Origin of the sequence: Caldisericum sp. (assembly GCA_022759145.1) — a bacterium.
GTDB lineage: Bacteria > Caldisericota > Caldisericia > Caldisericales > Caldisericaceae > Caldisericum.
The window spans coordinates 1-8,449 of record JAEMPV010000029.1; the positions used below are offsets into that span (position 1 = coordinate 1).

Consider the following 8,449-nt stretch of genomic DNA (forward strand, 5'->3'; position numbering starts at 1 on the left):
GCATAATAACCTGAACCTACATACTACTTCAAGGGCTACCTTCTGGTAGCCCTTTTTTATGTAAGTTTTCTTTAAATAAAATAGCGTTAATAATATGATCTTGGTAAAAATTAACCTGGAAGCTTTAGAAATTCTGTTTAATTCCTTTGATAAATTTTCTTGAGGAAGGGAAAGCCAACAATATTCGCATTACCAACATATTTAAAGCATTTATTAACGGAATAAAAAGACATTTATTTTCTTCCAATCCCCTTGTAGATAAAGCCTGATCTTTTTAGGAGTTCCTTATCGAGGATATTTCTTCCATCAATAATCAAATTTCCTCTCATTAAATTTCTAATTTTTGCCCAGTCGATGTTTTTGTACTCTTTCCAGTCTGTTGTAATTAAAAGCGCATCAGTATCTTTTGCTACAGAGTAAACATCATCTGATAAATAAATTTCTTTTAAAATTGTTTTTGCTTTTTTGTGGGCTATATAGTCATGTGCTTTTACAATAGATCCTTCTTTTTGAAGTTCACGAATGATTTTTATGCTTATCGATTCTCTTATGTCGTCTGTTCCTCCTTTAAATGCTAAGCCAAATACAGAGACAGTTTTTCCTTCCAGATTTCCTAAGACTTCCTTTAATTTCTCAATTGCTACCAAATATTGGACCTCATTAACTTTGTATGCTTTTTCAACAATGCTTATATTCGCTCCAGCTCTTTTTGAAAAGCTGACCAAATTTTTTGTATCCTTTGGTAAGCATGAACCGCCAAAACCAATGCCTGCTTTTAAAAAGTCTTTCCCAATTCTTGGGTCAAGTCCAATGCCAAGAGCAATGTCATCAATGTTTCCTCCTAACTTATCTGAGAGGTTTGCAATTTCGTTAATAAATGATATTTTTGTAGCAAGGAATGCATTTGATGCATATTTTATAAGAATCGCGCTTATCGGGTCTGTAAATATCTTTGGAGCATTAAAGTCTTTATAGATTTCGTTAAGTAAGTTTTTTGCGTAATTATCTTCAGTACCAATGACGATTCTTGAAGGATTTAAAGCGTCATTCAAAGAATTTCCTTCTCGCAGAAATTCTGGATTTATTACAATATGAAAATTATTGGATTTAAGCTCATTTTTTATAAATTGAAAATCATCTGGATTTATAGTGCTCTTTACAGCAATGACAATATCATAGTTAAAGTATTTTTTGATGTTGTAAATGGCTTGCTTTATATTTTCCATATTGGTTTTTCCGCTTTTTAGAACAGGTGTTCCTACACAAATAAATATTAAGTCAATTTTTTCGTTTATTTCATCCAAAGTATCAGAAAAGCGTACTCCTTTATTTGAAAGAGCTTTTTCTAAAGCAGATTGAAGTTCTGGTTCATAGAAAAACAATTTGCCGGACATTAGTTGTTTAATTTTATCCTTATTTTTGTCAACAAATAACACATTTTTGCCTTTAAGAGCCAATGCAATTCCTGTTGCTAAACCTACATAACCAGTTCCGATTATTAATATGTTCATATCACTCCCTCGTTGTTTCCGCAATTTCCCAGTAAGGTTTTATATTCCCTTGTATAAAATCCAGGAAGCCAAGCACCATTGTCGCTAAAAATAGAAAATAGTAATAAGGAAGAACAAAAATTTTGATTTTTCTTTTTAGTAAGTATCCTATAGTAGCAAATGCAAAAAGTAAAATATGTATGTAGAACGCTACTTCAAGAATCAAGCTTCTACGGAAAAGTACTACTGTTGAAATAAAGAGTAGCAAATGTAAAAATGGCAGCATATACCTAATTGTTCTATGAGAGAAAACGGATATAAAGTAGAGAAGATTATATTTGAATGGGTTTATAAAAAGAGAAAGATTATTGAAGAAGAACGAGTACACTCTTCCAAACATTCTCCTCTTTCTTTTGATTTCATCTTCAGAAGTTGTGCCGCTTCGTTCTAAAGCGATAGCATCTTTAACAAAAACAGTTCTTTTTTTCTTTGCACCCAAGAAGAGCGGAATGCACAAATCATGAGAATATAAAGGGTCAACGAAAATGTAATCGCTCTTTTTAATTGCATATATTCCGCCGTTGAGTGCAGTGAGAGAATAAAGTTTGGATTCGCCTTCTTTCATCATATTCTCGAGTTTCCAGTATAGCCCTTCTGAATAGGCAATTTCGCTTTCGCTTGTATTTGTATAGATCAAGTGACCGCATACGCAAGAGATATCATAATTTGCAAGTGGTTGAATGAGATTTTTTAACGCATTCTTATCCCACATCGTATTTGCATCAGAGAAAGCAATAATTTCTCCGTTTGCATATTTATAAGCCTTGTTATAGGCATTAACTTTGCCGCCTCTTTTTTCAATATTAACTAATCTAATATTATCGTATTTACTTGCATAATTTAAAATGATTTCGTTAGTCTTATCAGTTGAATTGTCGCTTGCAAAAATAATCTCAAGTTTCTCTTTGGGGTAATCAAGCGAAAGGGCATTGAGGATTTTTTTCTCTATCACTTTTTCTTCATTATGAACCGCTATAATAAGTGATACAAAAGGTATTTCTTTTATGCTTTCATATGATTGTGTTTTGCACGGGAATATTTTTTTTACAAGTATTAAAAATGCCAAATAGAGTAAATTATGCCATAATATTAGAAAAAGCGCTATAGTAAATATTATTTTCATAATGTCCATTTTCTCATTTTTCAAATATATTTTAGCAGGTTTGTATTATTTACAAAATTGATTACTACCTAATCTTAGCGATTCCAAAAGTTTGTATTGTTTTTTCTTTATTTCTCTCTTTAAGAGAATTCAATGATAAACTATTATTACTTAAATATGGATTTTTCATTATATTCAGTAAACTCAATACTGTTTAGAATAATAAAAGAATGCCCAAAAGTCTTGTAATTTTTTTGAAACAATGTAAAATTTCTTAGATGAAAAAATTTAATTCGATTTATGTAGATTTTAGTAAAACAAACTGGGTATAGGCAAGCGATGAATTACAGTGAAAACAACTCTTTTAGACAGGATAGATGGAACTCTTATGCAGACAAGTGGTTTGAAGAGATTAGAAAACATCCCGAGCGTTTTTTAATAGACAAAGATAATATTAATCCACAGCTGAAAGATATTTTAAATGAAATTGGTGATGTTAAAGGTAAAAAAGTTTTGGAATATGGTTCAGGAAGAGGAGAGTTTTCAGTTTATCTTTCGAAACTAGGCGCTGATGTTGTAGGTATAGATATTGGTGAAAATCTTGTAAAACTTGCAAGAGTTATTGCTGAAGTAAATGATGTAAAATGTACCTTCATAGTTCACAACGTTGAGAGTCTTCCATTTGATGTGGAGCAGTTTGATTTCGTTGTGGGAAGAAAAGTACTTCATCATTTATCCAAAAAAGGTTTATCCAAAGCCTTAGAGGAAGCGCATAGAGTATTAAAAGCAAATGGTAAAGCTGTGTTTATAGAGCCTGTGGAAAACAGCAAAGTCTTTGATTTTTTACAGAATTTATTTCCTGTGGGTTCTGAGGCGTTAGGTAATTACCGTCCTTCTATTCTGAATAGAAGAGAATGGAATAAATACTTAAAGGTTAGAGACGATCGGGCTTTGTCCAATATGGAATTGCTTGAAGCAGGTAAATTATATAGTAAAGTGGAATTCAAAAAGTATTATGGCTTATTAGTCAGGCTCGGCAGACTTTTTCCTTCTGAAAGATTCGTGAGCATCTTGAATAAGATAGATGTTTTGCTAACTAACAATCATTCTCCGTTGAAATACCTTAGCCAGGCAGTAATGGTTGTTTATACTAAATAATCATCAAAGATTGGTTATGAAAATTTTAGCGATAGTCCCTGCAAGGGGAAATTCTAAGGGAATAAGAAGAAAAAATTTAAGGCTATTTAATGGAAAGCCATTAGTTAGTTATGTCATATCAACTTTGAAAAAAGTTTCGAATATAGATGATATTGTTGTTACTTCCGAAGACGATGAAATTCTCAATTATTGTTTAAGCCTTGGAGTAAAAGTTCATAAAAGACCTTCTCTTCTTTCATCTGACGACGTAACATTGGATCCGGTCGTTTATGAAGCTTACAATTGGTATAGAAGTAAATTTGGTGAAGTTGAATGTGTGCTAACTGTTCAGCCTACTTCTCCTCTAATCTCTGAGAATACTATTGAAAGTGCAATTAGGAAGTTTCTTGAAGGAGATGTTGACACGATAATTTCAGTTATTGATGACACGCATTTGTCCTGGAGGAAAATTGGAGAAGAATATTTCCCTGAGTTTACAGAAAGATTGAATAGGCAATACCTTAGCAAGAGGTTGAGGGAAACTGGAGCATTTTTGATAACGAAAAGTTCTTTTGTCACCAGCAAAAATAGGATTGGCAATAAGCTCTACTTTTTTGAAGTTCCTCCTGAGGAATCATTAGATATTGATGAAACTTTGGATTGGTTAATAGGTGAAACACTCGCAAACCGTTTGAAAATTTTAATAGTTACTTTTGGAAATAAAAGTGTAGGAACAGGTCATTTTAGCAGAACTCTTAGTTTAGCAGATGCTTTCCTTGGACACGATGTTGAATTTGCATTAGTTGATAGTGATGACATATTTAGTGAACTATTGCAATTTTATGGATATTCCTATAAAAAAGTTAAACTTGAAGAGGTTAAATCTTTAATTAGAGGTGGTAACTTTAACCTGGTAATTAATGATATTCTTGATACTACGAGAGAGTATATGGAAGGTATTAAAGAACTTGGGGTTTTTGTTGTGAATTTTGAAGATTTGGGAGAAGGTTCAAAATTAGCCAACATTGTTTTTAACGATATGTATGGAGGTTTTGAAATTCCTGATAATTATAGGGTAGGTTATAAATATGCTGTCCTGAACGAGGATTTCTTGGTCCAGCCCCCAAATAGTTTTAGCGAAATCGTAAAAAATGTATTGATTTCTTTTGGTGGCGTTGATCAAAATAATTTGACTCTTAAGACCCTCTCATCTATAAAGGACTTAATAAAACAAAGGGATATAAGCGTAAAGATCATTGTAGGTTCGCTTTATTCTCACTTTGAGGAACTGGAAGATTTTATAAGTACATTTAACCTTTCATCTTATGTGAGTGTTTTACATAATGTGAAGAGTATGGCATCTGAAATGAATGGGGTCGATCTGGGCTTTACTTCGAATGGAAGAACTGTTTATGAGTTAGCTTCTATGAGGATACCAGTTATAAGCATTGCCCAAAACGACAGAGAAACCTTACATTTATTTGCAAGGACAAACCCTGGCGTAAAATACCTTGGAATTGCTTGTACTGTATCTGAAGCGTCAATCAGGGAAACGTTCGTTCATCTATTAGATAACACAGCAAAAAGGAAGCTAATGTATAACTCACTACCTTACAAAGAAATAAGGGATGGTTTGCTCAATGTTAAGGAAGAGATAATCTTTAATTATAGGAGGTGGAGAAAAAATGATTATAAAACTCGGGAAGAGAATTATTGATAACGAAAAAAGACTTGAGAGACCTTATATAATTGCCGAAGCAGGGGTTAACCATGAGGGAAACATCGATAAGGCAAAACTTATGATAGAACAAGCTGCGGATGCAGGAGCTGATGCTATAAAATTTCAAGCTTACAAAGCACATTTGTTAGCTTCTAAATATGCTCCCGCCTATTGGGATACAAGTAAAGAACCCACAAAGAATCAATTTGAACTCTTTAAAAAAAATGATTTCTTTTGGAAAAAAGAATACGAAGAACTTGCAGATTATGCTTTAAGAAAAGGAATTGATTTTCTAGCAACTCCGTTTGATTTTGAGTCCGTGGATTTTCTTGAGCCTCTTGTTGTAGCTTATAAGGTGGCATCTGCGGATATCAATAATTTACCTCTTTTGGAATATATTGCAAAAAAGGGAAAGGTTGTAATTCTGTCTACAGGAGCTTCAACGGTGTCCGAGATTTGGAACGCTATTGAAACTATAGAGAAAAACGGAAACAGCAATATTATACTTCTACATTGTATACTAAACTATCCAACTAGTTATACCGATGCAAATCTCGGTATGATTGCCGATATGGTGAGGATCTTTAACGAGTATATTATTGGGTATTCAGATCATACCTTACCCGATAGAATGAATACGGTCCTTAGTACTGCTTGGCTTTTAGGTGCTCAGGTTATCGAAAAGCATTTTACTTTTGACAAATCTCTTAAAGGAAACGACCATTACCATTCTATGGATAAAGAGGACCTTAAAAATTTCTTAAATTACCTGAATGATGTAACTACAATTATTGGGAGAACCAAAAAACATTACATTGAGAGCGAAACAGATTCGAGATTATACGCAAGAAGAAGTCTTGTTGCCCAGAGATTCATACCTAAAGGCAAAATTATAGACAGAGATGACATTGCAATTAAGAGACCTGGCACAGGCGTACCGCCATACCTTTATCATATTGTGATAGGTGCAGTTGCTACAAAAGATATTCAAGAAGACGAAATAATCAAGTTTGGAGATTTTGAGGTTTCGTGAAGGGAAATGTAAAGCTTGAAGCTCTCGATATTATTCGTGAAATTGAAGAGAAAACCAATATTTATGATATAGAGATAGCTGGAATAAAAATCTGGTTTTTTATAAGGGTTTATTTTTACCTGGAAGTAGTAAATCTTCTAAGAAAGGAATTTCATAAGAAAAGTCCATCTAAAAAGAACATTTTTACCCCTTTGTTGAGTTTAATATCGTTACTCAAGCGTGGTGTGGTTTTTCTAATCAGGGCCGTCTCAGGTGCTGTAAGATTTTTAAAAAGGAAAAACTCAAATATTGTTTTTCTTATTGACCCAAGTGATTACAGGGATAAAGGGAAGAGTTTAATTGAAAGACATATATTCTTTAATTCTTTTTACAATTATTTCAAGAACGATTCTTCTTTCATTGAATTATTGACTCCGCAATCTTTTAGTCTTCGAAACTTACTTATTTCTGAGGATATTATATTTATTGACTTTGCTTTTGTTGTTGGTTTTATAAGGTCTCTTCGATATCTATTTCTACCTAAAAAGATTGGAAATTGGAATGAATTTTTGAATGATATAAGAGAGATAAATATTAACGGTATTCAACCTGAGTGGATTGAGAAAGAAATTTTGAAACTTATAAAGAGAAACTATAAAAAAGTTTTATTGGAAATAAATGTTGCAGATGTAGTACTCAAAAAGATTAAGCCTAAGTTAATAATTGAAACGAGGAGTTACAATGGAGAAGTCTTAGCTTTTAATTACATAGCTAAAAAATCTAACATAAAAGTAATCGAATTTCAGCACGGTATTATAACGGAATCTCATATCGGCTATACATATTTTGTTCCAAAAAAGTCTGTATTTTTACCACTTCCAGATAAAGTTTTCTTATTTGGTGATATTTTTGTTGATTTCATACTTAAAAGAGGAAATGCCTTTAAAAAAGAAAATTTAATTGTGTCTGGTTTCCCCAAAATAAACAAGTATCGCTCAATAAGTGAAAGCGAGAGAGAGAATATAAAAAGTGAGGTAAGATCAAAGTTTGGGATAGGTAATGAGGATTTTATTGTTACATTCACCACTCAACCCTCCTATAGAAATGAATTTATATTTTTTTTAAAAAGTATTTTGCCTTTTATTCCTCAGAGTGTAAAATTTTTTGTTAAACTTCATCCAAGAGAAATTTCAAGTAGGCTGACATATGAAACAATTGCGGAAAAAGGAAAGATTTTTGTAATTACTGATGAAGATGCTGACCTTTACCAGGTTTTATTTGCTTCTGATGCCCATTCTACTATAAGTTCAACAGTATTTCTTGAGGCTATGGCTTTGGGTATACCAAACATTATAATTGGTTTACCTGGAGCTGAAAGTGTTTCTGAAATTGACATACAAAATTGTATTTTGTTTGCTAAATCACCGGAGGATTTTGTAGAAAATCTCAAACTTGTTATGCGTGAAGATATAAGAAATAACTTAGTCAGTTGTGGAAAAGAGAAAGCAGCGCAATTTTATGCGACTTCAAAAAATCCTGAAAAGAATATCTTATCCATTTTGGAGAGAACTTATTGAAATTGGATATAATTGATCCATCTGTATAATTACGAATAATTTCCGCTATTATTTTAATTTCTACAAATTTTTCGAGAATAGTATTTTGTAATTACATCTGCATAAAAAATTGAGCAGCATTTTTAAACAAACTTCTTTTAATCTTTTTACTTAAATGAAATGGTCCTAGTGCACATCGTATATTATTTTTGATTTTGTAGTGGATTAAAGAATGAGAGTCCACGGTATAAATTCTAGGTCGTGAAAGTGACACCCCGATTTTTGTTAACAGTGCTATCATTCATAGTTAGACTTTCACTACAATTCTAACATTGTTAACTTTAGAGGGTAAAACAGGGTGATGCAAAAACC

The 8,449-nt window shown here is 32.3% G+C and carries 6 protein-coding genes; 4 read left to right on the plus strand and 2 right to left on the minus strand.

The window, feature by feature from the left end; all coding sequences use genetic code 11:
• Positions 1-233: 233 nt before the first annotated feature.
• Together JHC30_01910 and JHC30_01915 are read right to left on the minus strand one after the other, a co-directional pair.
• Positions 234-1,511, minus strand: coding sequence for a UDP-glucose/GDP-mannose dehydrogenase family protein (locus tag JHC30_01910; protein ID MCI4462909.1), 1,278 nt, complete (start codon positions 1,509-1,511; stop codon positions 234-236).
• Position 1,512: 1 nt separating this feature from the next.
• Complete coding sequence (locus tag JHC30_01915) at positions 1,513-2,673, minus strand: glycosyltransferase (protein MCI4462910.1); 1,161 nt, start codon at positions 2,671-2,673, stop codon at positions 1,513-1,515.
• Between the two features lie 318 nt (positions 2,674-2,991).
• Between JHC30_01915 and JHC30_01920 the strand changes: the two genes are divergently transcribed.
• From JHC30_01920 to JHC30_01935, 4 genes are all read left to right on the plus strand, one after another.
• A complete protein-coding gene (locus JHC30_01920) occupies positions 2,992-3,810 on the plus strand; it encodes a class I SAM-dependent methyltransferase (protein MCI4462911.1) in 819 nt (272 codons plus the stop codon).
• A 16-nt stretch (positions 3,811-3,826) separates the two neighbouring features.
• The gene (locus tag JHC30_01925; GenBank protein MCI4462912.1) at positions 3,827-5,506 is read left to right on the plus strand and encodes a hypothetical protein; all 1,680 of its coding nucleotides are present in this window, start codon (positions 3,827-3,829) and stop codon (positions 5,504-5,506) included.
• Positions 5,475-6,542, plus strand: a complete 1,068-nt coding sequence (locus tag JHC30_01930; protein ID MCI4462913.1) for an N-acetylneuraminate synthase family protein — start codon at positions 5,475-5,477, stop codon at positions 6,540-6,542. The genes JHC30_01925 and JHC30_01930 overlap by 32 nt, the downstream gene beginning before the upstream one ends.
• Positions 6,543-7,090: 548 nt before the next feature.
• A complete protein-coding gene (locus JHC30_01935) occupies positions 7,091-8,098 on the plus strand; it encodes a CDP-glycerol glycerophosphotransferase family protein (protein ID MCI4462914.1) in 1,008 nt (335 codons plus the stop codon).
• Positions 8,099-8,449 lie beyond the last annotated feature (351 nt).

Excerpts from the sequence above, each read along its gene's own strand:
- JHC30_01910 (MCI4462909.1), bottom strand. The coding sequence starts at position 1,511 with ATGAACATATTAATAATCGGAACTGGTTATGTAGGTTTAGCAACAGGA.
- JHC30_01915 (MCI4462910.1), bottom strand. The coding sequence starts at position 2,673 with ATGAAAATAATATTTACTATAGCGCTTTTTCTAATATTATGGCATAAT.
- JHC30_01920 (MCI4462911.1), top strand. The coding sequence starts at position 2,992 with ATGAATTACAGTGAAAACAACTCTTTTAGACAGGATAGATGGAACTCT.
- JHC30_01925 (MCI4462912.1), top strand. The coding sequence starts at position 3,827 with ATGAAAATTTTAGCGATAGTCCCTGCAAGGGGAAATTCTAAGGGAATA.
- JHC30_01930 (MCI4462913.1), top strand. The coding sequence starts at position 5,475 with ATGATTATAAAACTCGGGAAGAGAATTATTGATAACGAAAAAAGACTT.